This window comes from Faecalibacterium sp. 9 (genome assembly GCF_048320955.1).
Classification (GTDB): Bacteria; Bacillota; Clostridia; order Oscillospirales; family Ruminococcaceae; genus Faecalibacterium; species Faecalibacterium wellingii.
Genome location: NZ_JBLWGB010000003.1, coordinates 478,941 through 505,839 on the forward strand (window position 1 = coordinate 478,941; position 26,899 = coordinate 505,839).

The window sequence follows — 26,899 nt, forward strand, 5'->3', positions numbered from 1 at the left end:
CTTTTACAGGATAAAGGAGAAATATGTCAAAGATCGAGATCCTTGCCCCGGTGGGCAATGAAGAAATGCTGCGTGCCGCCGTGTTCAGCGGGGCCGATGCAGTGTATCTGGGATTTTCGGGCTTCAATGCCCGCACCAGTGCCAACAATTTTGACGCAGACACGCTGAAAGATGCAGTGCGCTTCTGCCATGCCCGGGGCGTGGCCGTGCATGTGGCGCTGAACACTACCGTCTACGGCGGGGAGCTGCCTGCGCTGGAAGCGGCCATTCGCGCCGTTGCTGCCAGCGGGGCAGATGCCGTCATCTGTCAGGATCTGGCGGTGGCAACCCTGATCGGCAGGATCGCTCCGCAGCTGCCCCGCCACGGCTCCACACAGATGAGCGTGCACAGCCTGCAGGGTGCACTGGAGCTCAAGGAGCTGGGCTTCACCCGGGTGGTGCTGGCCCGGGAGCTGAGCCTGCCTGAGGTGGAGCACATCACGAAGCACTGCGGCATCGAGACCGAGTGCTTTGTGCATGGCGCGCTGTGTATGTGTGTCAGCGGCCAGTGCTATATGTCGGCTTTTCTGGGCGGGCGCAGCGGCAACCGCGGCTCCTGTGCAGGCCCCTGCCGACTGCCCTTTGAGGCAAACGCTCTGCCGGAGGGTAAGCCGGGCCGTCTGCACCACCTGTCCCTGAAGGACAACTCGGTCATCGATAAGCTGGACCAGCTGCAGGCGCTTGGCGTGGCATCGGCAAAAATTGAGGGCCGTCTGCGCACGCCGGAGTACGTGGCGGCGGCGGTCAGCGCCTGTCTGGCAGGCCGGGAGGGCCGCGCCTACGACCGTGACCTTTTGAAAAATGCCTTCAGCCGTTCGGGCTTCACCTCCGGCTATCTGGATGGGAAAATTGACGGTACCATGTTTGGTGTGCGCAGCGAAGCGGACGCCGAGCAGACCAAAAAGACCCTGCCCATGCTGCGGGAGCTTTACCGCCGTGAGCGCAGCCGTGTGCCGGTGAAGATGAAGCTGGAGATCGAAGAGGGCGGCGAGAAGCTCACCGTCATGGACGCCGACGGCAATAAGGCCTTCGCCTATGGCGACGCTGAGCCGCAGCCCGCCCGCACCGACCCTACCGAGAGCCTGCACCGCAGCCTTGCCAAGACCGGCGGTACGCCCTTTGCGGCATCGGCAGAGGATATCACGGTGGAAATGGACGGTGGGCCGTGGTTCGTGCCCGGCAGTGCCGTCAACGAGCTGCGCCGGGAAGCGCTGGATACCCTGCTGAAAAAGCGGGAAGTGCTGCGCCCATGGCCCGCCACGGACGAGCATGTGCCCGCTCTGCCGCTGCGCACCCTGCCGTCCCGCCGCACCCTGCGTGCCCGGTTCGAGAACTGGGAGCAGGTGCCGGAGCGGGCGCTTGACGGCATCGAGTATCTCATCCTGCCCATTGCGCAGGCCGACCGCGTGCCCCGGGAATGGCGGGCAAAGACCCTTTTGGAGCTGCCCCGGATCATGTTCGGCCGTCTGGAAGAGGACACTGCCCGCCGCATCGCGGCCACGCAGGATGCCGGTTTTGCGGGCTATGAGGTGAGCAATATCGCCCACCTGCGCCTGTGCCGGGGCCTGCCCATGAGCGGCAGCTTTGGCCTGAACATCACCAATCAGCTGGCCGCACAGTTCTATGCAGACAATGGCCTTGGCTCCATGCTCATCCTGCCCGAGGTGAAGGATAGCGACATCAGCACCATTGCACCCACCCACGACGGCAGGCCGGTGCCTACCGGTGTGCTGGTGTACGGTCACATGCCGCTGATGGTCACCCGCGCCTGCCCGCTGCAGAACATCCACGACTGCGCCCACTGCGATAAGACCGGTGTACTGACCGACCGCAAGGCAAAGAAATTCCCGGTGCGGTGCGGCCTTGGTGTGCGCACCATCTACAATCCCGTACCTATTTATATGGGAGATAAGCCGGGCGCACTGACGGTGGACTACGGTGTGGCCTACTTCACGCTGGAAAGCCGGGAGGAAGCAGCGCAGATCCTTGACATGATCCGCACTCACGCACCCTTTGAGGGGGATTTTACCCGCGGACTGTATTTTAAAGGTACGAACTGACCCTCTCACCGGTATCGTCCGCCTGCGGCGGCGCAATGCCGGAGCTCTCCCGAAGGGCGAGCTCGCAGTAGAGGAATAAAAAACGAGGTATACTATGGAACCCATCACTGTAAAATATAAGGTACTGGATGCCCGGGCAAAGGTGCCCGCCTACGCCACCCCCGGCTCTGCCGCCGCCGACCTGTGCGCCGTTCTGGACGAGCCGCTCACCCTTGCCCCTATGGAGCGGGCACTGGTGCCCACCGGCCTTGCCATCGAGCTGCCGGGTGCCCACAGCGTGGCACTGGTGTATGCCCGCAGCGGCCTTTCCATCAAGCACGGCCTGTGCATGGCCAATGGCGTGGGCGTGGTGGACAGCGACTACCGCGGCGAACTGAAGGTGCCCATGGTCAATCTGGGCAGGGAGGCTTACACCATCCAGCCCGGTGAGCGTGTGGCGCAGCTGTGCATTGCACCGGTGTACACCGCCGCCTTTGTGCCCGCCGAAGAACTGGGCGATACCCAGCGCGGCGAGGGCGGCTTTGGCTCGACGGGTAAATAAGCGGGCAAGGATGTTGAAAAGAAAGATGAATCCTATGAATTTGATTTTAGCTTCCGGCAGCCCGCGCAGGCGGGAGCTGCTTTCTCTGTACACCACCGATTTCACCGTCTGTGTCAGCGATTTTGACGAGAGTACAGTGCAGGCCGACACCCCTGCTCAGCTGGTGGAGCAGCTGGCCCGGGGCAAATGCCTTGCTGTTTCGGCCCAGCACCCGGGTGCGGTGGTCATCGGCTGCGACACCGTGGTGGATGTGAACGGTGAAGTGTTCGGCAAGCCCCACAGCACAGAGGACGCAAAGCGGATGCTGCGGGCCCTTTCCGGTGCTGCCCACGAGGTGCACACCGGTGTGTGCATTTCGGACGGGACCCGCACCGAAAGCTTTGTGGACAGCTGCCGCGTTACCTTTTTTCCGCTGAGCGGGGAGGAGATCGACTTTTACGCTTCCACCGCTGAACCCTACGACAAGGCCGGTGCCTACGCCATTCAGGGCCGTGCGGCCCTCTGGTTGGACCGCATCGAGGGCGACTACTACACGATCATGGGCCTGCCGGTGAGCCGCACCGTACAGCTGCTGGCACATTTTATGTGAGAAAACTGGAAAAAACGAAGAAAACTTGCGCAAACGCTTGAGAAATCATTGGCTTGCGGCTATAATAGAACCGTGTTATTCTGCGCAGGGCGGCGTAAAAAGTCCGCCGGACGCTCTGGATAGATTTCAATGGGAAGCAATAAGGAGAGAAATTACAATGGGCCTGTTTTCAAAAGATGTGGGTATCGATCTGGGTACCGCAAATACTCTGGTATATATGAAGGGCAAGGGCATCATCATGCGTGAGCCTTCGGTGGTGGCCGTGGACACCAAGACCGATGAGGTGCGCTGCGTGGGTGCCGAGGCAAAGGCAGTCATTGGCCGCACTCCCGGCAGCATCGTAGCGGTCCGCCCCCTGAAGGACGGCGTCATTGCTGATTTTGACATCACGGCCAATATGCTGGAGAACTTCCTCAAGAAGGCATGCGGCAACAGCATGTTCTCCCGCCCCCGCGTGGTCATCTGCATCCCGTCGGGCGTCACCGAGGTGGAGCGCCGCGCGGTGCGCGAAGCGACCCTCAAGGCCGGTGCCCGTCAGGTGTCCGTCATTGAAGAGCCCATGGCTGCTGCTATCGGTGCGGGCCTGCCCATCAGCGAGCCTACCGGCAGCATGATCGTGGACATCGGCGGCGGTACGGCTGAGATCGCTGTCATTTCTCTGGGCGGCATCGTGGCCTCCCGCAGCGTGCGCATGGCCGGTGATATGTTCGATCAGGCCATCATTGCCTTCATCAAGCGCAAATACAACCTGCTCATTGGTGAGCGCACCGCAGAGCAGATCAAGATCGAGATCGGCTCTGCCTATGTGCTGGACCCTGAAATGACCATGGAGATCAAGGGCCGCAATCTGGTGGACGGCCTGCCCAAAAACATCGTGGTCCACTCGGAGGATGTGCGCGAGGCACTGCTGGAGTGTCTGGTCAAGATCACCAGCGCCATCAAGGAAACGCTGGAGCGCACCCCGCCGGAGCTGAGCGCGGATATCATCGACCGCGGCATCACCCTGACCGGCGGCGGCGCACTGCTGCGGGGTCTGGATCGAGCTGATCCAGAGCGAGACCGGCATCGACGTGCACATTGCGGAAGATCCGCTGGACTGCGTGGCCAAGGGTGCCGGTGCGGTCCTGGATCACGTGGACGTCCTGCATGATGTGCTGGACACCGACGGCGGACACATGTAACACGGGCCGCAGCCCGTACTTGCGGAAAAAGCTCTTTTGCGCAGCGCCTGCGCTGATTTCCGCGGCAAACAATGTTCCTTGCGCGGATGGCAGAGCTGTCCGCGCTTTTCTTATGGCAGGAGCCCGAACAGGAGGACACCCCCTTGAAGGATTTTTTTGACACATGGAAATTTAAGATACTGGTGGCGGTGGCGGTGTTTCTGGTGGGAATCATGGCCTATGCCGGCGCCAATGGCCGGCTGACTGCCGCCCCGCAGGAGCTGCTGAGCGTGGTGCTTACGCCGTTTCAGAAGGTGACTTCGGCCCTGAGCGGCGGCATCGGTTCGGTGTGGGAAAAATACACCAGCATCGATGATGTGATGGCCCAGAACGAACAGCTGGAGGCTGAGAACGCCGAACTACGCCAGCAGATGGTGGACTACGACCGCATCAAGGCGGAGAACGAAGCCTACAAGGCGCTGACCCGCATTCAGGATACCAACAGCGAGGCCAGTTATGTTTCCGGCTTTGTGATCGGCCGCGACCCGCTGGATGAGTTTGGCGGCTTTACGCTGGACTGCGGCACCGTGAACGGTGTAGCCGTGAGCGATGCCGTGATCAGCGATAAGGGCTACCTTGTGGGCGTCGTGGTGGAGGCAGATACCACCAGCTGCAAGGTGATGACCGTCCTGCATCCCAGCTTCAACGCAGCGGGCGTTGTGTCCCGCACGCGGGAAAACGGCATCCTCACCGGCAGCACCGACTACGCCGGTGACGGCCTGTGCGTGCTCACCAATCTGGAGCGCGCCGCCGAAACTCAGATGGGCGATCAGGTCATCACCACCGGCCTTGGCGGCGTGTTCCCGCCGGATGTGCTGGTGGGCGTGGTGCAGAAGGTGGAGCCGGAAGTCAGCGGCAAATCCTCGTTGGCGGTCATCCGCCCGGGCGCAGACCCGCGCACCGTCAAGCATGTTTTTGTCATCACCGATTATTAAGGAGGCACCGGTATGGAATCACGCCGTATGCGCAGCCGCAGTCAGGCGTTGAAATGGGTCTGCTACGCGGCAGCGCTGTTTGTGTGCGCGGCATTGCAGACCACGCCCGGCCTGTTCCGGCTGGGGCAGGCAAAACCGCTTTTCATCCTGCCGCTCTGTCTTGCGGTGGCGGTGTACGAGGGCGAGTTTGCCGGGGCGCTGTTCGGCGCGGTAGGCGGCCTTTTGTGGGATTACACCGCCGGGCGCACGGTGGGAATGCTGGCGCTGGAGCTGCTTTTGCTCTGCTTTGCGCTTTCGGTGCTGGTGCAGGTGTATCTGCAGGGCAGCACATGGAACTTTGCGCTCATCGGCACCGGCACGGCCCTTGTGGTGCTCTCGCTGGACTGGCTGTTTTTTTACTATATGCCGGGTTACAGCTGGGCGCTGAGCCGCTGGCTCACCTTTGTGCTGCCCTCGGCAGTGATGACGCTGGTGCCGTCGCTGGTGCTGTTCAGTCTGGTGCGGCGCATTTATAACGAGTTCAAAATCGACAACGGCGTGATCTGAACCGCCGGAGGAAACGCGGATGAACCAAAACGAACGAAAAACCGTCCTGCGGCGGATGCTCCTGCTCATCGCAGTGGCCTGTGTTATCATGGGCCTGTATGCGATGCGGCTGATCTTTCTGCAGCTGGTCAACGGCGACGATTTCAAAGCCAAGGCGACCAACACCACCGACTATAATTTCACGGTCACTGCGGCCCGCGGCGACATCGTGGACAGCGCCGGGCGGCGCATTGCCACCACGGCCACCAGCTATAATGTGGTGCTCAACAAGCTGCTGATGGGAGACCGCGATCTGGACGCCATGCTGCAGCAGATCGTGGAGCTGCTGCGGGAAAACGGCGAGAGCTGGAACGATACCCTGCTCATCGGCCAGCCGGACGCAGCAGGCCGCTATGCCTTTACAGACGATGATTCTTCTGCCAGCGATCAGAAGCAGCTGGCAGATATGAAGGAGACCCTTGGCCTGCAGCAGTATGCCACCGCCAACGATGTGATGGAAATGCTGGTGGAAAAGAACGAGCTGCAGGGCTTCTCGCTGGAATGGCAGCGGGTGCTGGCCGGCATCCACTACGAGATGGACCGGCAGGCCTTTTCCAATGTGAACAACTTTGTCATGGCAGAAAACGTCAGCGCGGCAACGGTGGCTACCATCAAGGAGCACAGCCTGCAGCTGCCCGGCGTGGAGATCGTGGAGACCAGTGCCCGCAGCTACGATCAGAGCGATATCATCCCGGCCGTGCTGGGCCGTGTGGGCAAGATCACCGCTGAAAAGTGGAAGGTGACCGATTCAAATGGTCAGGTGACCTATCCGCTGCGGGAAAAAGGCTATAATATGAACGATGTTCTGGGCATTTCCGGTCTGGAATCCGTTTATGAGGATGAGCTGCGCGGCAAGGATGGCGTGGAGACGATCACCCGCAACTCGGACGGCGTGATCGTGGATACCCGCCTGACCACAGTGCCGGAGCCGGGCCATACGGTGCAGCTGACCATCGACAGCAACTTCCAGCGCGCCGTGGACAAGGCGCTGGCAGAGAACATCGACATGATCAACCGCGTGTACAACACCGGCACCATGAAAGCTGCCGCCGGTGCGGTGGTGGTACTGGATGTGAAGGACGGCAGCGTGATGGCAGCGTCCAATTACCCCAGCTATGACCAGAACCTGTATGCGTCCAACTACAGTGAGTACAGCTCTGACCCGAGCCTGCCGCTGTTCAACCGCGCATTGCAGGGCCTGTATACGCCGGGCTCCACCTTCAAGCCCGCCGTGGCGGTGGCTGCGCTGGACAGCGGCCTCATCAATCAGTATTCTACTGTATACTGCAACGGCGTGTACAACTACTTTAAGGACTATCATCCCCGCTGCACCCGCCACGGCCACAGCGGGAACATCGATGTGATCACAGCCATCAAGTGGAGCTGCAACGTCTTCTTCTATGATGTGGGCCGCCGCCTGACCAGCGATGTCTATGATGCCTATGCCTATAAGCTGGGTCTGGGCCAGCGCACCGGCGTGGAGGTGGGTGAGGCGCTGGGACGGCTGACCACCAAGAACGACTCCAACTATACCGCATCGCTGGACGTTCAGGCTGCCATCGGTCAGGGCAACACGGTGGTCACCCCCATCCAGCTGGCCACCTATGCGGCAACGCTGGCCAACAACGGCACCCGCTACCGCACGCATTTCGTCAAGGCCATTCTGGATACCAATACCGGCGAGGTGCTCAGCGAGACCAAGCCCGAGGTCATGGATGTCATCGAGGGCACCGGCAACACCTTTGAACTGGTGCGTCAGGGCATGAAGCAGGTGCCCAGCACCATCAGCGGCAAAATTTCAAGCTATCCGGTGCCCATCGCCTGCAAGACCGGTACGCCCCAGCGCAGCGAGACCTATGCCTCAGGCAAGCACTATCTGAACGCCATGATGGTGGCTTATCTGCCGGCGGACGATCCGCAGATCGCCATCGGCATCACCATTGAGTACGGCGGCTACGGTGCACGTACCGGTGATCTGGTGGTGGATATCGCCAATGCCTACTTTGCCCTGAAGGACGGCTCTCTTGCCCAGCAGGCAGAGGAAGAAAAAGAGGCCGAGCAGGCCCAGCAGGCAAAACAGGACGCGTCCCAGACCGATGCCGCAGGACAAACGGCAGTCGGGCAGACCGCCGACACTGCTGCGCCGCAGGCCGGGCAGACGGCTCCCGCAGCGCAGGACGCTGCACCGGAAGGGATTGCCGCAGACACAGCGCAGCCTGCTGTACCGGATGGGACGGACGTAGCGCAGGCTGAACAAAACCCCGATGCCATTGCGCCGGAGAACTGAAAACGGGAGACAAAACCGACGCGGGAAAGGGCGCTGCAGCGGTGGTTTGAATGGGAACACCCCTGAAAAGAAAACAAAATTGAATGTTTTGTATAAAAACCGGTTGTAAAAGATTGGATTTTGTGATATCATTTCAACCAAAGGACTTTTTACAAGTGGGTCCGCATCGTGAAGAAAGAGGAGAGGGTAACGGATGACGATCGCACTCATTGCACATGACTCCAAAAAGGAGCTGATGGTTCAGTTTTGTACGGCTTACTGCCGTATCCTGAGCCAGCATAAACTGGTGGCCACCGGTACGACCGGTAAGTTGATCGCTGAGGCTACCGGTTTACAGGTACAGCGCTTTCTGGCCGGTGTGCAGGGCGGCGACCAGCAGATCGCATCCCGCATCGCCTGCAATGAGATCGACCTGCTGCTGTTCTTCCGCGACCCCATCAACGCAAAGCCCAGCGAGCCCAACGAAATGACGCTGCTGCGCCTGTGCGATGTGCACAATATCCCCATGGCCACCAACATCGCCACCGCCGAGGTGCTGATCCACGGCTTGGAGCGCGGCGATCTGGACTGGCGCGATATCGTGCATCCCCAGAACTGACAAAACGATTTGGAATGGCTCGGCGTGCGCTGCGCCATATTCAGCGGAAATTATATTGATAATGCGAAAATCGGGAACATCTGCGGATGTTCCCGATTTTCATTTTCACGGGAATGGGGTTCGAACCGCAGAATGCATTTCTGCCGCCGTGCAGCTGTTTCCGCAGGAAGCAAAAACAGCAGATGCCGTGTGCCGCAGCGGCCTTTCCTGTGAAAAAAGAATTCCGGAAAATCCGCAGATTTTCCGGAATTCTAATATAAAAATAATGTTTCCGCTGAATATGGCCAGAGTGCAACGGAGGCCATTCAAAATTGTATTTGTTAAACTTTAAAATCCTCGGCCATTTCGGCTACATCTTCCGGGGCAAAATCACCCAGCGGTAAAATCAGCCGTGCCAGTGTCTCCTGTGGCAGAGCTGCAAGAATCGTGCTGTCATCGCTGCCGGTGCCTGCGGGCGGGCAGACAGTGTGCACGCCGTCTGCGCCGGTCTCCACCCGGGCGCGGTGAGCGGTTGCCACATACTGCATCCCAAACTTGTCTGCAGCCGTCAGCAGGGCGGCAAACAGCGGTGTGCCGCCATCGCCCAGAACATCGGCGTCCTGACCGGCCAGTGCTTCGGCGTTCAACACGATGCACTCGATGCCAAGGGCTTCCGCCGCCTTTCGGGCCGCCTCCGCTCCGGCGGCCTGCCCGGCGTCCAGCCGCACGGCGGCACCTGCCACGGCAAAGCCCTGCTGCTGTAAAATGCGCACGGCTACGGCGCATTCTCTGCTGCCATCCATCTGCACCAGAACTTTATCCTGACTCTCGTAGGTGTCAAACCCGCTGCCGGGCAAAAATGTGTCGCTCATGTTCCCTGCCTCCCGCCATGTGCTTTGCTCTGTGCCACGGCCAGCTGGTCGCAGCGTTCGTTCTCCGGGTGGCCTGCGTGGCCCTTGACCCAGACGTAGGTGATCTTGTGCCGGGCTTCCTGCTCCAGTGCCTGTGCCCAGAGGTCCGGGTTCAGGGCAGGGGAGCCATCCGCTTTTTTCCAGCCCCTGCGCTGCCATCCTCTGGCCCAGCCCTTCTGCAGCCCGTTGATGACATACTGGCTGTCGGAGCACAGCCGCACCTCGCACGGCTCCTTGAGCTGGCGCAGCGCCTCGATAAAGGCTGTCAGCTCCATGCGGTTGTTGGTGGTGCTGTCATCACCGCCGCTGAGCTCCTTTTCATAGACTTTGCCGTTAAAACGGTAGCGCAGCACGGCACCCCAGCCGCCCGGGCCGGGATTGCCGCTGCATGCGCCGTCGGTGTACACTTCGACCTGCTTCATGCGGTTCTCCTTATAAAATGAGTTGCTTCTATTTAGCGCTATTTTTGGGCTTCTGTCAAGTGCGAATGTATATTCCGTGCCGGAGCTGCCAAACCTTGGAATTGACAAAAACGCCGGGAAATACTATACTTATCCTAACAAAATGCGTATAGGGGCGCACCGCAGGCGTGTGCCCGGGCGTTCCAACAGAAAAGCCACGGTCGCATCGAGCAGATGGACTTATCTGGCACAAAACCTCTTACGGAACAGGCAGCGGTTTGCAAAAAACACGCTGAGAAATAAATTCTATACGGTGCATCCAACGGAAGCCGATGCGATTTTTCAAGGTGCTTCCCATGCACAGCGCGGCTGTTCCCACAAACGGGGACGGCCTGCGCTGTAATTATTTTGGAGGTCAGAATGGCACAGTCGAAAGAAAATACCAATGTTTCCGCACGCGGTAAGGCCGCAGCAGCGAATCAGAATGCGGGCGCACCTACTGCGCAGACGGGCGAAAAGCGCCCCCGTACCACCCGTCGTCCTTATTATAACCGCCGGCCCCGCCGCCCGCAGCAGCCCAGAGAGGCTGCGGTGCCCATCCACATCTATCCGCTGGGCGGTCTGGGTGAAGTGGGCAAGAACATGACCGTCTACGAGTGCAACGGCGACATGATCATCGTGGACTGCGGTCTGGTGTTCCCGGACAGCGACATGTACGGCGTGGACATGGTCATCCCGGACTTCACCTTTGTGGTGCAGAACAAGGATAAGATCAAGGGCTTGCTCATCACCCACGGCCACGAAGACCACATCGGCAGCATCCCGTATCTGCTGCAGAAATTTGATCTGCCCATCTATGGCACCCGCCTGACCTGCGGATTGATCCGCAACAAGCTGGAAGAGTTCGGTCTGGCAGGCAAGACCAAGTTCGTGGAGATCACCCCCAGACAGAAGATCAGGCTGGGCTGCTTTACCATTGAGCCCATCCATGTGAACCACTCCATCCCGGACGCGGTGGCCTTTGCCATCGACAGCCCGGCGGGCACCATCATCCAGACCGGCGACTTCAAGATCGATTATACCCCGCTGGCCTGCGGCGTCACCGACCTGTCCACACTGGCCGAGTACGGTCAGCGCGGCGTGCTGGCCCTGCTGAGCGATTCCACCAACTCCGAGCGCCCGGGCTTTACCGCCACCGAGCAGAAGGTGGCTGCAGGTGTGCGCAATCTGTTCGCCCGTGCCCGCAACAAGCGGATCATCATTGCCACCTTTGCCTCCAACATCTACCGCGTGCAGCAGATCATCGATCTGGCCGTGGAGGATGGCCGCAAGGTGGCCTTCAGCGGCCGCAGCATGGTGAACAACACCGCCATGGCGCAGGAGCTGGGCTATATGCACATCCCGGAGGGCACCCTCATCAGCGTGGATGAGCTGAACCAGTACCCGCCGGAGCAGGTAGTGCTCATTACCACCGGCAGTCAGGGCGAACCCCTGAGCGCCCTTTCCCGCATGGCGTCCTGCAGCCACCGTCAGGTGCGGGTTGGCCCCGGCGATTTCATTATCATTTCGGCAAATCCCATCCCCGGCAACGAGAAGAGCGTGACCAAGATCGTCAACGGTCTGCTGCTGCTGGGGGCAGAGGTCATCTACGAGAGCATGTACGATGTGCACGTTTCCGGCCACGCCTGTCAGGAAGAGCAGAAGCTCATGCTCACCCTGACGAAGCCCAAGTATTTCCTGCCGGTGCACGGCGAGTACAAGCAGCTCAAAAAGCATGCCCTCACCGCCGCAAGCCTCGGCATCCCCACCAGCAACATCCTCATTGCGGAGAATGGCTCCAACGTCATCCTCAGTCAGGATGAGATGAAGCTGGGTGAGCCGGTGACGGCCGGTGCCGTCATGGTGGACGGTCTGGGCGTGGGCGATGTGGGAAATGTAGTCCTGCGCGACCGCAAGCACCTGTCCGAGGACGGTCTGGTGATCATCGTGGCCACCGTGGACAGCAAGACCGGCAAAGTGCTGGCCGGCCCCGACCTTGTGAGCCGCGGCTTTGTGTATGTGCGCGAGAACGAGAGCCTGATGGACGGTGCACAGAGCATCGTGGAAAATGCGCTGGACCGCTGCGTGGACGAGCATGTGCGCGACTGGAACAGCGTCAAGACCCGTGTGCGCGAGGCACTGAGCAGCTATATCTATCGGCGCACCAAGCGCAGCCCGATGATCCTCCCCATCCTGATGGAGGTCTGATCCGGGCACGCTGCCGCAAACAATGCGGCGGAAGGCAGGAGATTTGATGAAACAAAAACCAAGATGGACATTGGAGATGCTCACCGCCAGTCTGGCCGTGCTGTGCGGCCTGCTGGTGCTGGTGCTGCTGGTCCAGCGGCCCACGGCATGGCCGGCGCTGCTGGCACTGGTGGTGCTGTGGGGCGTTGTGGTGGTGCTGTTCCGCTGCCAGCTGCGCAAGTGGGTGGCCCGGTGGATGTGCGGCGGCAGCTTTGAAAGCTCCAAACTGCAGTTCAGTCTGGAGCCACTCTCGCAGCCGGCCGCGCTGCTTTCCGGTGAGACGGTGCTGTGGTACAATGCACAGTTCCGCGCCCGCCTGTTGAACGGGCAGGATGTGCTGGTGAGCCGTGTGCAGAAGGTGATGCCCGGCCTTGACCTGCAGCAGTGCCGCAAGCAGGAGGGCCAGCTGCTGACCCTCGCGGACGGCATGTGGAGCGTACACAGTTCCACGGTGCCCGGCAATGCCGAGAGCATGACCCTGCTGGTGCTGAACGAGGAGACCGCCCTGCGCAAGGTGGAGGCGGAATACAAGGCCAGCCGTCCGGGTTATCTGGTGTTTCTGGTGGATGGCTACGATGATGTGTTCGGTGACATGCTGGACAGCGAGCGCGCCCGCCTGCTGGAAGGCATCAACCGCACGCTGGAGGATATGATCGGCCGGGGCAGCGGCTTTTTGCGCCGTGTGGCCAGCGGCCGCTACATCGCTGTGGTGGAAGAGCGCCAGATGGAGCAGTTCGCCAACCGGGGCTACGATGTGCTGGACAAGATCCGTGCACTGGACCCCAGCGTGAATCTTTCGCTGTCCATCGGCATTGGCCGCGGGGCCAAGACCCTGCGGGAAGCGCAGGATATGGCCGTGCAGGCACTGGATATGGCGCAGGGCCGCGGCGGCGATCAGGCGGCTGAAATGACGCCGGACGGCTTTACCTTTTACGGCGGCGTGAGCCATGGCGTGGAAAAGCGCAGCAAGGTGCGCAGCCGCATCGTGGCCGATCAGCTGGTGAAGCTGATCAAGGAAGCCGACCATGTGGTCATCATGGGCCACCGTATGAGCGATCTGGACGCCATTGGCTCTGCCGAGGGCGTGCTGCGCATCTGCAAGATCTGCGACGTCCCGGCGGTGATCGCAGTACGGCGGGATGCCACGCTGGCGGGTAGCCTGATCGATGCCCTGTGCAAAGCGGGTCAGCGGGATGATTTCATCGACCCGAAGGATGCCCTGCCCATTATTTCCAAACGCACCCTGTGCATCGTGGTGGATACATATCAGGCAGGCCTTGTGGAGAGCAAGGAGATCCTGGAAAAATGCGGCAGGGTGGCCGTCATCGACCACCACCGCAAGGGCGTGGGCTACATCCAGAACCCGGATCTTGTCTGCCACGAGCCCTATTCCTCTTCGGCCAGCGAACTGGTCACCGAGCTTTTGCAGTATGTGGGCGACCGCGACGACAAACCCAACCGGGTGGAAGCCGAGGGCTTGCTCTCCGGTATCATGCTGGATACCCGCGATTTTACCCTGCACACCGGTGTGCGTACCTTTGAAGCCGCTGCTGCTCTGCGCCGCTACGGTGCGGAGACCGAGCGGGTGCGCCAGCTGTTCGACGTGACGATGGTGGAGTACAACGCCAAGGCGGGGCTTGTGGAAAAAGCAAAAATGTACCGGAACTGCGCCATTTCCATCGGCGGTGAGGTGGCCGCGGAGGCCCGTGTGGCCATTGCACAGGCGGCAAACGACCTGCTGACCATTCAGGGCGTGGATGCCAGCTTTGTGGCGGTGCAGGTGGGCACAGGCGTGAACGTCTCGGCCCGCAGTCTGGGCGCTGTGAACGTGCAGGTCATCATGGAGAGTCTGGGCGGCGGCGGACACCAGACCATGGCCGCGGCACAGCTCAAGCACATCACGCCGGAGGCAGCCCGCTCCCGCATCGAGGGTGCCATCGACAAATACTACGCATCGCAGAAAAAGGGCGGTGCTGAGGGAAAATAACCAGAAGAGTGAGGTCCACACCTATGAAACAATACGATTACCTGATTGTCGGCGCCGGCCTTTATGGTGCCGTGTTCGCACAGGAAGCAAAAAAAGCAGGTAAAAAGTGCCTCGTCATTGACAAGCGCGGCCACATTGCAGGCAACATCTACACCGAGCAGGTGGAGGGCATCAACGTCCACCGCTATGGTGCGCACATTTTCCACACCAATAACAAGGCCGTGTGGCAGTATGTGAACCAGTTTGCGGAGTTCAACCGCTACACCAACAGCCCGGTGGCGAACTATCACGGCGAGATCTACAACCTGCCCTTCAACATGAACACCTTCAATAAGATGTGGGGCGTTGTTACCCCCGCCGAGGCCAAGGCCAAGATCGAGGAGCAGAAGGCTGCTGCCGGCATCACCGACCCGCAGAATCTGGAAGAGCAGGCCATCAGCCTTGTGGGCACCGATATCTACGAAAAGCTCATCAAGGGCTACACCGGCAAGCAGTGGGGCCGTCCCTGCACGGAGCTGCCGGCCTTTATCATCAAGCGCCTGCCGGTGCGCTTCACCTACGACGACAACTATTTCAACGCACTGTATCAGGGCATTCCCAATGGCGGCTACACTGCCATGGTGGAAAAAATGCTGGACGGCACCGAGGTGCGTCTGGGCGTGGATTATCTGGCTGACCGTGACGCGCTGAACGCACTGGCAGAGAAGGTTGTCTACACCGGCCCGGTGGACGCATACTTCGGCTATCGTCTGGGTGCGCTGCAGTACCGCAGCGTGCGGTTTGAGACCGAGGTGCTGGACACCGACAACTATCAGGGCAACGCGGTGGTCAACTACACCGACGCCGAGACCCCCTACACCCGCATCATCGAGCATAAGCACTTTGAGTTCGGCACCCAGCCCAAAACGGTCATCAGCCGCGAGTACAGTGCTGAATGGAAAAAGGGCGATGAACCGTACTATCCCGTCAATGACGAGAAGAACGGCGCCCTGTATGCCGAGTATAAGAAGCTGGCCGATGCGGAGCCGGGCGTCATCTTCGGCGGTCGTCTGGGTGAGTACAAGTATTACGACATGGACAAGGTCATTGAGGTGGCTCTGGACGTGGCTGCAAAGGAACTGGCGTAACCGCTTTGCTTAACGCTTTTCGTATTAAAGTCGCTGCGCGACGGCCGCAGGCCGACAGCAGCGTATGCCGTTTGCCGTTACGACCCCTCCTGTGAAAAAGTAAATCAGAAAAATCCGCAGATTTTTCTGATTTACAAATTAAAAATAAAATTTCCGCTGAATATGGCCAGAGCGGAGCGGCGGCCATTTTAAATGGTCAGGCGCTTCCTCTTGCCCAAAAGCGGCAAATGCGCTATACTATAAACACAACAACTGCACCGGTTTTCCGGTGAGAAGTGAGGGATACTATCATGAAAGTGATTCTCAAGCAGGATATCAAGGGCATTGGCAAGAAGGATGAGATCCATGAGGTCTCCGACGGCTACGCCCGCAACTATCTGTTCCCGCGCAAGCTTGCCGCTGTGGCAGATGCCAGCGCTGTGAACGTTGCCCGCAGCAAGGAAGCTGCAGCCGACTTCCATGAGGCTGAGACCGTGGCCGCTGCCAAGGCTCTGGCTGCAAAGATCGAGGGCAAGACCGTGACCATCAAGGCCAAGGGCGGTGCATCCGGCCGTCTGCACGGCAAAGTCACCGGCAAGGAGGTTGCCGATGCTCTGGCTGTGCTGGCAGGCGCTCCCATCGATAAGAAGAAGATCGAGCTGGAAACCAAGGACATCAAGGACGCCGGTGTGTTCAACGGCAAGGTCCGCCTGCACGTTGGTGTGGTTGCTTCCTTCAAGATCCAGGTGGAAGTGGAACAGGCCTGATTTTTCTGCCATCTGCGCCCCCTCACAGCAGGGGGCGCTTTTTGGCTTTTCAGCAAAAACGCAAAAGGATAAATGACCATGCCGAATGAACGACGTTATTCCAATGAACTGAATCTGGAAAGTGTGGGCATCAACCTGCCCTATAACATGCAGGCAGAGCAGAGCGTGCTGGGCGCGGTGCTGCTCAAACCAGAGACCCTCACCGATCTGGTGGAGATCATCCGGCCGGAGATGTTCTATACCCGGCAGAACGCGCAGATCTATTCGGAGATGCTGCGGCTGTTCACCGCCGACCAGACCATCGACTTTGTTACCCTGCTGGACGCGGTGATCTCGGACGGCGTGTTCCCCAGTGCCGACGAAGCAAAGGTCTACCTGACCGGCCTTGCCGAGACGGTGCCCAGCATCTCCAATGTGAAGGCCTACGCCCAGATCGTGCAGGAAAAGTATCTGGTGCGCCAGCTGATGGGGGTGGCAAAGGACATCCTGCAGGATGCCGGAGATGAGCCGGACGCCGATCTGCTGCTGGAAAACGCGGAACAGCGCATTTATGAGATCCGCTCCGGCCGCGATTCCAGCGCACTGACGCCGCTTTCCTCCAGCATGGTGGAGACCCTGACCAACCTGCAGAAGATCAGCGGCCCGGATGCAGACAAATACAAGGGCATCCCCACCGGGTTCCGCCTGCTGGATACGGTGCTCACCGGCCTTGGCCGCGGCGACCTCATCATCCTTGCAGCCCGCCCCGGTATGGGCAAGACCAGCTTTGCGCTGAACATCGCCACCCGTGTGGCCATGCAGCAAAAGGTTCCGGTGGCGATCTTCAGTCTGGAAATGACCAAGGAACAGCTGACCAACCGTATCCTTTCTGCCGAAGCCGGCATCGACAGTCAGGCCTTCCGCACCGGCGCCCTGCGTGCTGAGGACTGGGAGTATCTGGCTCTTGCCACCGAAAAGCTGCACGATGCACCCATCTATATGGACGATACCTCCGGCATCACCATCACCGAGATGAAGGCAAAGATCCGCCGGGTGAATCAGGACCCTACCCGCCCGAACGTGGGCCTCATCGTCATCGACTATCTGCAGCTGATGACCACCGGCCAGCGCAGCGAGAACCGCGTGCAGGAAATCAGCTCCATTACCCGAAACCTCAAGATCATGGCAAAGGAGATGAATGTGCCCATCATCGCGCTTTCCCAGCTGTCCCGTGCGGTGGAAAAACAGGGCAACAACTCCAGCCACCGGCCCCAGCTTTCCGACCTGCGTGATTCCGGCTCCATCGAGCAGGACGCCGACTGCGTTCTGTTTCTGTACCGCGATTCCTACTATGCCAGCCAGAACCCGGACGGCGCGGAGGTGGACGCCGATACCGCCGAGTGCATCGTGGCAAAGAACCGTCACGGCGAGACCAGCACGGTGCCGCTGGGCTGGGATGGTGCCCACACCCGCTTTATGGATGTGGACTTCAAACGCTGATGGAAAACGAAACGATCCTTGCCCGGGTGCGGGAATACTGTCTGCGGGAAGCACTGCTGACCCCGGGTGCCCCGCTGCATGAGCTGCATTTGGCGGCGGCAGTGTCCGGCGGGGCAGACAGTATGGCACTGCTGCGTATCCTGCTGGCCCTGCAGCCGGAGTTCGGGTTTGAGCTTTCTGCCTGCCATGTGAACCACGGCCTGCGGGGTGAGAGCGCCCACCGGGACGAAGCCTTTGTGCGGGCCGAATGCGCCCGTCTGGGCGTGCCGCTGCGGGTGTTCCATGCGGAAGAGTTTAGCTCTGTACCGGAACATGCCGGGGAGGACTGGGCCCGCCGCCTGCGCTACGCCTGCTTTGCGCGTTTGTGCAGGGAGGGGATAGACGCCGTTGCAACAGCCCATACTGCAAATGATCAGGCGGAGACCCTGCTGCTGCGTCTGGCCCGGGGCACGGGGATGCACGGCGCAGCAGGCATCCGGCCCAGACGCGGGCCTTATCTGCGGCCTCTGCTGCCCCTTACCCGGCAGGATACCGAAAGCTTCTGCCGTGCAGCCGGGCAGCGCTGGGTGACGGACGAGACAAACGAGACCGATGCCTATGCCCGCAACCGGGTGCGCCGTGCGGCGCTGCCTGCACTGCAGAGCACCAACGGCGCAGCGGTGGAAAACCTTGCCCGCTTCTGCGAAAAAGCGGCCCGGGCGGATGACTACTTTGCCCGGAAAGCGCAGGAACTGCTTTCCGCTGCGCGTCTGGATGGGACTCAGGCCGTCGGCATCAGGGCCCCGGACGCCTGCAGGGTGTGGCGGCTGGGCCCGCTTTCCGCTGCGGATGCGCCTGTTCTGGAAGCGGCCATGCATTCGCTGACGGCCCCTGTGCGGGACGCAGAGGAAAAATATGTGCAGCTGCTGTGCGCCCTTGTGCGGCGCGGCAGCGGCGCGGTGCAGCTGACCGGCCGGGTACGCTTTTGTGCAGGAAAGGGCTTTTTCTGGCAGGAAGAGGTGACGGAGCTGCCGCAGAGGCAGACCACGCCGCAGCCCGAAAGCTGGCCTTTTGTGCCGGAAAAACAGGCAGAATACGGCTTTGCAGGCGGCTGGAAGGTGACTGCAGAGCTTTTTACGGCTGATTTTGAAGAAAAAATACAAGTCGTTCATAAAAAAGACTTAAAAAATCAGGCGGATTATGCTAGAATAACTACGTTGTATGCTGGTCTTGTTCTGCGCACCCGCCAGCCGGGGGATGTCTACCGCCCGGCGGGACGAAGTGTGCACAACCGGCTGCGCAAGTGGATGAACGAAGCGGGCATCCCCGCGCAGATGCGCGATCAGCTGCCGCTGCTGGCGGCGGGCAGCGAGGTGCTTTGGGTCTGCGGTGCAGGCTTTGCAGAGGGCCTTGCTCCGGACGAGGACACTGCACAGGTGCTGCAGATGGAAATGGAACATAGGGAGGAACTATCATGAGCATGCATGATGATATCAAGAACGTTCTGGTCAGTGAAGAAGAGCTGAAGGCAAAGGTGGCTGAGCTGGGTGCACAGATCAGCAGGGACTACGAGGGCAAAAACCTTGTTCTGGTGTCCATCCTCAAGGGTTCGGTGGTGTTTATGGCCGACCTGATGCGTGCGGTGAGCATTCCGTGCAGCATCGATTTTATGGTGGTGTCCAGCTACGGCGGCAGCAACACCGTTACCAGCGGCCTTGTAAAGATCATCAAGGATCTGGACGGCGATCTGTCCGGCAAGGATGTGCTGATCGTGGAGGATATTCTGGATACCGGCGTCACCCTCTCGAACCTTGTGCCCATGCTCAAGATGCGCAACCCCAACTCGGTGAAGATCTGCACCATTCTGGACAAGCCCAGCCGCCGCAAGGCCGATATCCAGCCCGACTACGAGGGCTTCCAGGTACCGGACGAGTTCGTGGTGGGCTACGGTCTGGATTACGATGAAAAGTACCGCAACCTGCCTTATGTGGGTGTGCTCAAGCCCGAAGTCTACGAGAAGTGATTTCTCACACTATAATTCATCCAAGAACTGGAGTTGATTTTTTTGCAATCCAAGAGACCCCGTTTCAATCCGCTGATTTTGGCGCTGGCGCTGGCGGCGGTGCTGATGGTCTGGTCGGTGCTGGGCGGCACCGGCTCTGCCGGCAGCTCTTCCATGGAGTATTCCACGGTGGTGCATTACTTTGAAAGCCTGCAGGTCACGCAGTTCTCGCTGGACCTGAACACCGGCGTCATCACCATGGACATCAAGGAAGGCGGCAAAAATAACCTGCCCCTGCCGGATACCACGGCCCCGAGCACCACACAGGCCACCGGCGGCCTGCTGAGTGGGATGCTGTCCTCTTCGGACAGCACTGCATCCGCTGCGCAGAAGAACAGCGACGGCACTGTGACGGTGCGCTACAAGCTGCCCTATGCCTCCATGTTCGTCAAGTATGTGGGCGACTACATTGCCGCCTATGACGAAGCGAACCCGGATGCTCCCATGGTGTACGATTATACCCCTGTCAAGGAAAGCATCCCATGGATGGAGATCCTGTTCTATCTGGCAATGCTGGGCTGCACCGGCTTTTTGCTCTTCTCTATGATGCGCGGCGGCGCTGGCGGCGGCGGGATCATGAACGTTGGCAAGGCCAAGGTGAAGGATGAGCACGAGAACAAAAAGACGGCTACCTTTGCCGATGTTGCCGGTGAGGACGAGGAAAAGGAAGAGCTGAAAGAGGTCGTGGAGTTCCTCAAGAGCCCCGAAAAGTTCAACACTCTGGGTGCCCGCATTCCCCACGGCGTGCTGCTGGTAGGCCCTCCGGGTACCGGTAAGACCCTGCTGGCCCGTGCCTGCGCCGGTGAGGCCGGTGTGCCGTTCTATTCCATTTCCGGCTCTGACTTTGTGGAAATGTACGTCGGCGTGGGTGCATCCCGCGTGCGTGACCTGTTTGATAAGGCCAAGAAGTCCATGCCCTGCATCATCTTCATTGATGAGATCGATGCTGTGGGCCGTCAGCGTGGTGCCGGCTTAGGCGGCGGTCACGATGAACGCGAGCAGACCCTGAACCAGCTGCTGGTGGAAATGGACGGCTTTGAGGCCAACGACGGCATCATCGTCATGGCGGCCACCAACCGCGCCGACATTCTGGATAAGGCTCTGCTGCGTCCGGGCCGCTTTGACCGTCAGGTCTATGTGGGCCTGCCGGATGTCAAGGGCCGTGAGGAGATCCTCAAGGTCCACACCAAAAAGAAGCCGCTGGCCCCGGATGTCTCTCTCAGGGTCATTGCACAGCGCACCGCAGGCTTTGCGGGCGCAGACCTTGAGAACCTTGTCAACGAAGCGGCCCTGCTGGCTGCACGCCGCAACCGCAAGGCCATTACCATGGAGGATATTGAGGAAGCTTCCATGAAGGTCATGGCCGGCCCCGAAAAGAAGAGCCGCGTTGTGACCCCCGAGGAAAAGAAGCTGACTGCTTACCATGAGGCAGGCCACGCGGTGGCGGGCTTCTACTGCAAGCATCATCCCCGTGTGCACGAGATCACCATTATCCCCCGCGGTCAGGCAGGCGGCTACACGATGTATCTGCCCGAGAAAGACCGCAGCTATGTGACCAAGGGCGAAATGTTCGAGGATATCGTTTCCAGTCTGGGCGGCCGCGTGGCCGAACAGCTGATTTTGGAGGATATCTCCACCGGTGCTTCCAATGATCTGCAGCAGGCTACCAACATTGCCCGCCAGATGATCACCAAGTACGGCTTCTCGGAGCGGCTCGGCCCTGTGGTGTACGGCACCTCGCAGGAGGAGACCTTCCTGGGCCGCGATCTGGGTCAGGGCAAGGGCTACAGCGAGACCACTGCTGCCGAGATCGACGGCGAGATGCGGGATATCATCGACGAAGCCTACGAGACCTGCCGCCGCACCCTGACCGAGCACATCGATCAGCTACACGCGCTGGCAAAGGCTCTGATGGAACGCGAAAAGCTCAATGAGCAGGAGTTCAACACCATCATGGCCGGCGGTACCCTGCCCCCGCGTGAAGGGGATGAGCCGGAGCAGACCGTGCAGGCTGCACCGGCCGAGACCGCAGAGCAGGCGCAGCCTGCAGAAGCTGCGGAGCCTGCCGAACAGGCCGAAACGGCCCAGCCGCTGCCGGAGACCGCTGCACCGGAAACGCCGGATGCACAGGACCCGCAGAACTGATTTGATCCAAATGGAAAGGAGCGAGTGTCGTGGAGGAAAATTTTAACCCGGTCGCACGGACCCGCGCAAACTATTACACCCCCGGCAGTCCGGTGCAGTTCGTCTGCGTGGAGCTGCTCAAGGGGGATGTCAGCGGTGAGCACGCGGTCTGCCTGACCTTCAAGAATATTTCCAAGGTGACGTTGACTGCGCTGGAGATCCACTTCAAGTGCAAGGGCGTGGACGGTGTGATCCTGTGCGAAGACCGGTTCGAGTACCACGATCTGGAAGCGAAGCCCGGCGAAATGTTTGGCATGGATGATGCCGTGTTCGTTACCTCCAAGGCGATCACCAGCGTGGATGTTTCGCTGTGCAATGTGTACAACGGCAAACGGGTGGTGCATCTGGATGCCATCAAGCGCGTGCGCCTGCCTGCCCCCAAACGCCTGTCCGCAGAGCTGGAAAAGGCGCTGGAGGTCCGCATGAACCGCCCGGAGCTGAAGTATCAGCCTCAGGTGTTTGAAAACGGCTGGTACTGCGCCTGCGGTGCGTTCCATCCCAAGGAAGAAGACACCGTTTACTGCTCGGAGTGCGGCTGTGACCGCATCCTGCTGCAGAATGCGCTGAACACCCTGCTACAGCCGGAACAGCCTGCCCAGACCGAGCCGGAGCTGGAAACTCCTCTGGCGCCACAGCCGGAACAGGAAGAGCCGACCCGTATCATGGGAGCCGCCCCTGTGCAGCCGGCACAGGAGGAGCCCACCCGCATCATGGGCGCACCGCGCCGCCCGCAGCCGCAGGAGCCTGCTGCAGAGCCGACCCGTATGCTGGATGACGGAATGCGGGAACAGTTCCCGGACAGGGCAGCGCGTGCACAGGCAGAGGAAGGCACCCGTGTGATGCCTGCCACCTCCCGCCGTGCACAGCCGGCGGCCCAGCAGCCGGAGCCTGATTATGAGGACAATGAGGAGTACGAGGACGAGCGCGACAGCGTGGCAGAAACGCTGATCCGCTGGGTGCCGCCCATCACTGCCGTCATCTGCGCGGCTGTGGCGCTGTGCGGCTTCGTGTACTATCAGTTCGTACTGTAAACACAAACAGCAGCGGAGAGGGCTGATCTGCCTTCTCCGCTTTTTGCATATCAGAAGGGAGAACCCGACCATGCCGGAAGAAGCCTTACAGGCCGCTTTTGAGATCAAGACCGCCTGCGATGAGATCAGCCGCCGCCTGCTGCGCTGGCACTGGGAGCACAAGCCCGGCTCCAACAGTCTGGGCGCATTGTTTGACCATATTGCCCAGCGCCAGCAGGAAAGCCCGGACTACTATGACCGGATGCCGGATCTTTCCGGCAAGAGCAGCTGGCAGCAGCTGGACACCACTATCTGTATGCGTGTGCTGCTGGACCCGGAAAAGGATGCGGAAAAGCCTCTGGATCTGCTGGGAAACACCAGCAGCCCGGGTGCAGCCCGCCGCGCCTGCAACACCGTGCGAACGGCCCGCAACGAAGCAGCCCACGCCACCGACCAGACCGACGCGGCGCAGGCGGCGATCCTGTTCAACGAAGCCATCGAATGTCTGGAGGATGCCTATGCGGGCACGGCCTTCCGGGAAAACGAGCTGGCCCGCTATTACCGTCAGGCAGAGGAGTTTTTGTCCCGCTGCGGGGCAAAGGAGCCTGTTGCATCCAGCCGTGCACCGGCTGAAGAAAAGCCTGCCGCCCGCAGTACATCCCGCCAGAACACAAGGCAGAACCAGCGCGGAAGTGCCCAGAGCCGCAAAACGGGCAGCAGCCGCTCTGCCGGCAAGAGAACGGCAGCGCACAGCAATTCCGGCCGCGGCAGCTCTGCAAAGGGCCGCGGAAATACAAATTGTAAAAAGAAACGGAAAAATTCCGGCAATCAGACAGTCATGATCGTGCTGCTGGCGGCGCTGGTGCTGGGGCTGCTGGTGCGTGCCTGGAGCATGGGTGCAGTGTGACCTGTCTGTTTTGAAAAAATGGTCGCTTTTCGCCGGGAGAAAAGGCCGTCTTTTGTGCACGGTCAATAAAAAAACAAATCACATACCGGGATAAACCGGAAAAAGCGCATCTTGCAGGATGGGTGAAAGCGGTTTATAATAAGCGTGAAAACGTTTACACACAACAATGCACCCCAAAAGAGAGAAGTACCGCGAATATGACCATCAGTGATATTGCAAAAATGGCTGGCGTGTCCAGTGCGGCCGTCAGCCGTTACCTGAACGGCGGGCCTCTGAGCGAGCAGAAGCGTGCCATCATCCGGGAGGTTGTGGAGAAGACCGGCTACCGCCCCGATACGACCGCTCAGACTCTGCGCACCGGCAAAGTGAATCAGATCGGCGTGATCGCCCCCAGCATCGGCTCCCAGTCGGTCGGGCAGCTCACCGCCGGGATCGCCAGTGAGCTGGATGCCAGAAACTATCTCCTGCTGCTGGGAAACACCGAGCTGGACGCCCAGCGGGAGCTGGGCTATCTGAATGCCATGCAGCGCAACCACGTGGCGGGCATTATCCTGCTGGGCAGCTACTATACCCCTCAGCTGGCACAGGCGCTGAAAAACTGCAGTGTACCGGTGGTGGTCACAGGCCAGCGTTTTCCGGACGTGGCCTGCGTGTACAACGATGACCATACCGCCGCCCGGGAGCTGACCCAGCGGATGCTGGAGCATGGCCGCAGAAGGATCGTTTACATTGGCGGCTCCGAACGGGACGATGCCACCGGCATCCAGCGCCGGGAAGGCGTGCAGGATGCCTTGAGGGACGCAGGGCTGGATGGCAATCAGCTGCCCCGCATCTGCTGCAATGCATTCACCGTGGAAGAGGGGCAGCGCTGTATGCAGGAGCTGCTGACCCGCTGCCCGTTTCTGGATGGTGTGGTCTGCGTGACCGATACGGTGGCCTTTGGCGCCATGCATGCGCTCAAGCAGGCAGGACGGCAGATCGGACGGGATGTGGGCCTTGCCGGCATTGGCGACAGCTGGGCGGGCAGTGTGACCGACCCGGGTCTGGCCACGGTGCGATTTTATCAGAAGCAGGTGGGGCAGGAAGCCGCCCGGATCCTGCTGCAGATGCTGGAAGAGAAGGAATATGGCGGCCCGGTGCGTCAGGTGACGCTGGGGTATCAGGTAGTGGAGCGCGGTTCTCTGTAAACAGAGGGTAAGGATGATATGGATCACAGATTGATTTTTCTGGATATTGACGGTACCTTGCTGCCGCCGGGGGATATGCTGATCCCGGAAAGCACGCTGGCCGCGCTGGACAGCGCCAAAGCAAACGGGCACAGGTTGTTTTTGTGCACCGGCCGCAACCACCGCATGACCGAGCCGCTGCTGCGCCACAGCTGCTTTGCGGGTGCGGTGTGCAGTGCAGGCGGTTATGTGCTGTGCGATGGCAAGACTCTGGTGGATATCCCCATGGAGCCGCAGCAGGCCGAAGGCGTGCGCGCGGCGCTGGAACGCCATGGCGTGGAGTGCACGCTGGAAGCCCGGGATGCCACTTTTGGCGGTATCAAGATGGTGCAAAGGTGGAATTTTATCCACCAAAAGAATGGAGCACCACTGAACAGCGAAGCAGAGCGCTGGCGCAAAGCCATGGAAGAGGGCATGTCCATCCTGCCGCTTTCCGATTACAAAGGGGAACCGCTGTATAAGATCGTATTCATTGCCGACCACGAAAGCGACCTTGCCGAGGCAAAGCGGCTCTATGCGGATCAGTTCGTGTTCTGCGAGAGCAAGCTGGACAGCCTGACCGATGGCTTTGTGAATGGTGAGCTCATCAACCGCAAATTTGATAAGGGCACCGGCATCAAGGCCATCTGTGACCATCTGGGCTGTACGCTGGCAGATACCATTGGCTTTGGCGACAGCGATAATGACCTGCAGATGACCGATGTGGCAGGCATCAGCGTGTGCATGGCCAATGGTTCTGAAACACTGAAAAAGCGCTGTGACCGCATTGCGCCCTCGGTATATGAGGACGGCATTGCAAAAGAGTTCAAGGCGCTTGGCCTGATCTGAACAAAAACAACAAAGGCTGCGGCAGGGATAAGACCCGGGCCGCAGCCTTTTTGCTGCCGCATCGCCGGAGCACAATAAAATAATTTTACAAACCGGAAAAATGTGGTAAAATAAAACAAAGTGCCGGAGTACCATCCGGCAAAAAAGGAGGATTTATCATGCGCTCTGTTCTGGAAGTATGTGTGGACAGCACCGCCAGTGCGCTGGCGGCAAAGCGCGGCGGTGCCGACCGGCTGGAACTGTGTGCCGACCTCATCGTTGGCGGTACAACGCCCAGCCTGACGCTGGTGCAGCAGGTCAAGGCAGAGACCGGCCTGCCGGTGCGGGCGCTGCTGCGGCCCCGCTTTGGCGATTTCTGCTATGACAGCTATGAGCTTGCCCAGATGGAACAGCTGGCTGCAGAGCTGGTGGAAGCCGGGGCAGACGGTATCGTGACCGGTGTGCTGACCCCGGAGGGTGCGCTGGATGCAGGAGCCATGCAGCCCATCTATGCGGCGGCACGCAAGGCAGCAGAGAAGGCGGGCCGTCCGGTGGCGTGTACCCTGCACCGCGCTTTTGACGTCTGCGCGGACCCCTTTGCTGCGCTGGAAACAGCCCGGGAGATGGGCCTTTGTACCATCCTCACCAGCGGACAGGCGGCCAGCGCGCCGCAGGGCGCTGCACTGCTGCGGCAGCTGACAGAGCGTGCAGGGAAGGATGTGGAGATTCTGGCAGGTGCCGGGGTCTCGGCACAGAACATTCCGGTGCTGGCCGCACAGACCGGTGTGCGGGCATTTCACCTTTCCGGCAAACAGGTGCTGCAAAGCCGCATGACCTTCCGGCGCGAGGGCGTGCCCATGGGCCTGCCCGGCTTTTCGGAGTTTGAGGTGTGGCAGACCAGCGAAGAAAAGGTCCGTGCAGCACGGCAGGCATTGGATAACCTTTAAAAAACGA

The 26,899-nt window shown here is 60.2% G+C and carries 22 protein-coding genes and 1 pseudogene; 21 read left to right on the plus strand and 2 right to left on the minus strand.

Going from position 1 to position 26,899, the window contains the following annotated elements; all coding sequences use genetic code 11:
* The first annotated feature begins 23 nt into the window (after positions 1-23).
* The 8 genes and pseudogenes from ACKXF9_RS14755 to mgsA all read left to right on the plus strand — a co-directional run bounded on the left by ACKXF9_RS14755 (position 24) and on the right by mgsA (position 8,854).
* Positions 24-2,099: a DUF3656 domain-containing U32 family peptidase gene (locus ACKXF9_RS14755; RefSeq protein ID WP_418266634.1), complete on the plus strand. Its 2,076-nt coding sequence runs from the start codon at positions 24-26 to the stop codon at positions 2,097-2,099.
* 94 nt (positions 2,100-2,193) lie between these two features.
* Positions 2,194-2,640, plus strand: coding sequence for a dUTP diphosphatase (dut, locus tag ACKXF9_RS14760; protein WP_249237002.1), 447 nt, complete (start codon positions 2,194-2,196; stop codon positions 2,638-2,640).
* Positions 2,641-2,674: 34 nt separating this feature from the next.
* Positions 2,675-3,229 carry a Maf family protein gene (locus tag ACKXF9_RS14765; protein WP_249237001.1) on the plus strand — a complete coding sequence of 185 codons (555 nt, stop codon included), beginning with the start codon at positions 2,675-2,677 and terminating at the stop codon, positions 3,227-3,229.
* A gap of 157 nt (positions 3,230-3,386) precedes the next feature.
* A pseudogene (locus ACKXF9_RS14770) lies at positions 3,387-4,410 on the plus strand (rod shape-determining protein).
* A gap of 143 nt (positions 4,411-4,553) precedes the next feature.
* Positions 4,554-5,384, plus strand: a complete 831-nt coding sequence (gene mreC, locus ACKXF9_RS14775) for a rod shape-determining protein MreC (protein WP_418266635.1) — start codon at positions 4,554-4,556, stop codon at positions 5,382-5,384.
* Positions 5,385-5,396: 12 nt separating this feature from the next.
* The gene (mreD, locus tag ACKXF9_RS14780) at positions 5,397-5,930 is read left to right on the plus strand and encodes a rod shape-determining protein MreD (protein ID WP_418266636.1); all 534 of its coding nucleotides are present in this window, start codon (positions 5,397-5,399) and stop codon (positions 5,928-5,930) included.
* Positions 5,931-5,949: 19 nt separating this feature from the next.
* Positions 5,950-8,256 (plus strand): peptidoglycan D,D-transpeptidase FtsI family protein, encoded by a 2,307-nt coding sequence (locus ACKXF9_RS14785; protein ID WP_418266637.1) that lies wholly within the window; start codon positions 5,950-5,952, stop codon positions 8,254-8,256.
* A 193-nt stretch (positions 8,257-8,449) separates the two neighbouring features.
* A complete protein-coding gene (gene mgsA / locus ACKXF9_RS14790) occupies positions 8,450-8,854 on the plus strand; it encodes a methylglyoxal synthase (RefSeq protein WP_005939970.1) in 405 nt (134 codons plus the stop codon).
* A gap of 320 nt (positions 8,855-9,174) precedes the next feature.
* Here the strand turns inward: mgsA and ACKXF9_RS14795 are convergent, their stop codons facing one another.
* Complete coding sequence (locus ACKXF9_RS14795) at positions 9,175-9,705, minus strand: hypothetical protein (protein WP_418266638.1); 531 nt, start codon at positions 9,703-9,705, stop codon at positions 9,175-9,177.
* Positions 9,702-10,166 (minus strand): ribonuclease HI, encoded by a 465-nt coding sequence (gene rnhA, locus ACKXF9_RS14800; protein WP_249236995.1) that lies wholly within the window; start codon positions 10,164-10,166, stop codon positions 9,702-9,704. Before rnhA ends, ACKXF9_RS14795 begins: the two co-directional genes overlap by 4 nt.
* A gap of 399 nt (positions 10,167-10,565) precedes the next feature.
* Here rnhA and ACKXF9_RS14805 point away from each other — a divergent pair, with 399 nt between their 5' ends.
* The 13 genes from ACKXF9_RS14805 to ACKXF9_RS14865 all read left to right on the plus strand — a co-directional run bounded on the left by ACKXF9_RS14805 (position 10,566) and on the right by ACKXF9_RS14865 (position 26,892).
* Positions 10,566-12,392: a ribonuclease J gene (locus ACKXF9_RS14805; protein WP_418266639.1), complete on the plus strand. Its 1,827-nt coding sequence runs from the start codon at positions 10,566-10,568 to the stop codon at positions 12,390-12,392.
* Positions 12,393-12,438: 46 nt separating this feature from the next.
* Positions 12,439-14,418: a DHH family phosphoesterase gene (locus ACKXF9_RS14810; protein ID WP_418266640.1), complete on the plus strand. Its 1,980-nt coding sequence runs from the start codon at positions 12,439-12,441 to the stop codon at positions 14,416-14,418.
* A gap of 23 nt (positions 14,419-14,441) precedes the next feature.
* A complete protein-coding gene (gene glf / locus ACKXF9_RS14815; protein ID WP_418266641.1) occupies positions 14,442-15,545 on the plus strand; it encodes a UDP-galactopyranose mutase in 1,104 nt (367 codons plus the stop codon).
* Positions 15,546-15,835: 290 nt separating this feature from the next.
* Positions 15,836-16,291 (plus strand): 50S ribosomal protein L9, encoded by a 456-nt coding sequence (gene rplI / locus ACKXF9_RS14820; protein WP_249236991.1) that lies wholly within the window; start codon positions 15,836-15,838, stop codon positions 16,289-16,291.
* Between the two features lie 78 nt (positions 16,292-16,369).
* Positions 16,370-17,770 carry a replicative DNA helicase gene (dnaB, locus tag ACKXF9_RS14825; RefSeq protein WP_339395263.1) on the plus strand — a complete coding sequence of 467 codons (1,401 nt, stop codon included), beginning with the start codon at positions 16,370-16,372 and terminating at the stop codon, positions 17,768-17,770.
* Entirely contained in the window at positions 17,770-19,227 is a 1,458-nt protein-coding gene (gene tilS / locus ACKXF9_RS14830; protein WP_418266642.1) for a tRNA lysidine(34) synthetase TilS, read from the plus strand. Before dnaB ends, tilS begins: the two co-directional genes overlap by 1 nt.
* On the plus strand, positions 19,224-19,772 hold the full coding sequence (gene hpt / locus ACKXF9_RS14835) for a hypoxanthine phosphoribosyltransferase (protein ID WP_249236988.1): 549 nt from the start codon (positions 19,224-19,226) through the stop codon (positions 19,770-19,772). Before tilS ends, hpt begins: the two co-directional genes overlap by 4 nt.
* 33 nt (positions 19,773-19,805) lie before the next feature.
* Positions 19,806-21,956, plus strand: a complete 2,151-nt coding sequence (gene ftsH, locus ACKXF9_RS14840; protein WP_418266643.1) for an ATP-dependent zinc metalloprotease FtsH — start codon at positions 19,806-19,808, stop codon at positions 21,954-21,956.
* Between the two features lie 29 nt (positions 21,957-21,985).
* Positions 21,986-23,026 carry a hypothetical protein gene (locus ACKXF9_RS14845; RefSeq protein ID WP_418266644.1) on the plus strand — a complete coding sequence of 347 codons (1,041 nt, stop codon included), beginning with the start codon at positions 21,986-21,988 and terminating at the stop codon, positions 23,024-23,026.
* 70 nt (positions 23,027-23,096) lie between these two features.
* Positions 23,097-23,912, plus strand: coding sequence for a hypothetical protein (locus tag ACKXF9_RS14850; RefSeq protein ID WP_418266645.1), 816 nt, complete (start codon positions 23,097-23,099; stop codon positions 23,910-23,912).
* Between the two features lie 197 nt (positions 23,913-24,109).
* Positions 24,110-25,099, plus strand: coding sequence for a LacI family DNA-binding transcriptional regulator (locus tag ACKXF9_RS14855; RefSeq protein WP_418266646.1), 990 nt, complete (start codon positions 24,110-24,112; stop codon positions 25,097-25,099).
* Between the two features lie 18 nt (positions 25,100-25,117).
* Positions 25,118-25,966 carry an HAD family hydrolase gene (locus tag ACKXF9_RS14860; protein ID WP_418266647.1) on the plus strand — a complete coding sequence of 283 codons (849 nt, stop codon included), beginning with the start codon at positions 25,118-25,120 and terminating at the stop codon, positions 25,964-25,966.
* Positions 25,967-26,124: 158 nt separating this feature from the next.
* Entirely contained in the window at positions 26,125-26,892 is a 768-nt protein-coding gene (locus tag ACKXF9_RS14865) for a copper homeostasis protein CutC (RefSeq protein WP_418266648.1), read from the plus strand.
* The last annotated feature ends 7 nt before the right edge of the window (positions 26,893-26,899 follow it).

Bases quoted from the DNA above. Each gene is read 5' to 3' on its own strand.
- ACKXF9_RS14765 (WP_249237001.1), top strand. From the start codon at position 2,675: ATGAATTTGATTTTAGCTTCCGGCAGCCCGCGCAGGCGGGAGCTGCTT.
- ACKXF9_RS14785 (WP_418266637.1), top strand. From the start codon at position 5,950: ATGAACCAAAACGAACGAAAAACCGTCCTGCGGCGGATGCTCCTGCTC.
- ACKXF9_RS14855 (WP_418266646.1), top strand. From the start codon at position 24,110: ATGACCATCAGTGATATTGCAAAAATGGCTGGCGTGTCCAGTGCGGCC.
- ACKXF9_RS14860 (WP_418266647.1), top strand. From the start codon at position 25,118: ATGGATCACAGATTGATTTTTCTGGATATTGACGGTACCTTGCTGCCG.
- glf (WP_418266641.1), top strand. From the start codon at position 14,442: ATGAAACAATACGATTACCTGATTGTCGGCGCCGGCCTTTATGGTGCC.
- mreD (WP_418266636.1), top strand. From the start codon at position 5,397: ATGGAATCACGCCGTATGCGCAGCCGCAGTCAGGCGTTGAAATGGGTC.
- ACKXF9_RS14810 (WP_418266640.1), top strand. From the start codon at position 12,439: ATGAAACAAAAACCAAGATGGACATTGGAGATGCTCACCGCCAGTCTG.
- mgsA (WP_005939970.1), top strand. From the start codon at position 8,450: ATGACGATCGCACTCATTGCACATGACTCCAAAAAGGAGCTGATGGTT.
- dut (WP_249237002.1), top strand. From the start codon at position 2,194: ATGGAACCCATCACTGTAAAATATAAGGTACTGGATGCCCGGGCAAAG.
- dnaB (WP_339395263.1), top strand. From the start codon at position 16,370: ATGCCGAATGAACGACGTTATTCCAATGAACTGAATCTGGAAAGTGTG.
- ACKXF9_RS14850 (WP_418266645.1), top strand. From the start codon at position 23,097: ATGCCGGAAGAAGCCTTACAGGCCGCTTTTGAGATCAAGACCGCCTGC.
- hpt (WP_249236988.1), top strand. From the start codon at position 19,224: ATGAGCATGCATGATGATATCAAGAACGTTCTGGTCAGTGAAGAAGAG.
- ACKXF9_RS14805 (WP_418266639.1), top strand. From the start codon at position 10,566: ATGGCACAGTCGAAAGAAAATACCAATGTTTCCGCACGCGGTAAGGCC.
- rplI (WP_249236991.1), top strand. From the start codon at position 15,836: ATGAAAGTGATTCTCAAGCAGGATATCAAGGGCATTGGCAAGAAGGAT.
- tilS (WP_418266642.1), top strand. From the start codon at position 17,770: ATGGAAAACGAAACGATCCTTGCCCGGGTGCGGGAATACTGTCTGCGG.
- ACKXF9_RS14795 (WP_418266638.1), bottom strand. From the start codon at position 9,705: ATGAGCGACACATTTTTGCCCGGCAGCGGGTTTGACACCTACGAGAGT.
- ACKXF9_RS14865 (WP_418266648.1), top strand. From the start codon at position 26,125: ATGCGCTCTGTTCTGGAAGTATGTGTGGACAGCACCGCCAGTGCGCTG.
- ACKXF9_RS14755 (WP_418266634.1), top strand. From the start codon at position 24: ATGTCAAAGATCGAGATCCTTGCCCCGGTGGGCAATGAAGAAATGCTG.
- rnhA (WP_249236995.1), bottom strand. From the start codon at position 10,166: ATGAAGCAGGTCGAAGTGTACACCGACGGCGCATGCAGCGGCAATCCC.